The following is a 260-nucleotide window of genomic DNA, read 5'->3' on the forward strand; positions in this document are numbered from 1 at the left end:
CACGTAATCAGTTGAAAGAAGTCGGTGAAGCCTTGTCGGAAGATGATAAGAAAGCGATTGAGACCGCCTGCGACGAACTTGAGCAAGCTTCTAAAGACGGCGACAAAGACGCTATCGAAGCGAAGTCTCAAGCGTTAATGGAAGCTTCACAAAAACTGATGGAAGCGGCTCAGCAACAGCAAGCACAACAAGGTGGTGCTGAAGCAGGAGCAGAGCAAGCACAATCATCTAAAGATGATGACGTTGTTGACGCTGAGTTT

General features: G+C 47.7%; 1 pseudogene. It reads left to right on the plus strand.

From position 1 onward, the window contains the following. Positions 1 to 260, plus strand: a pseudogene (dnaK, locus tag B2X00_RS12225) (molecular chaperone DnaK); the annotation flags it as partial.

The sequence above is a fragment of the Idiomarina sp. UBA3162 genome, from assembly GCF_002364475.1.
In the GTDB taxonomy this organism is placed as follows: Bacteria; Pseudomonadota; Gammaproteobacteria; order Enterobacterales; family Alteromonadaceae; genus Idiomarina.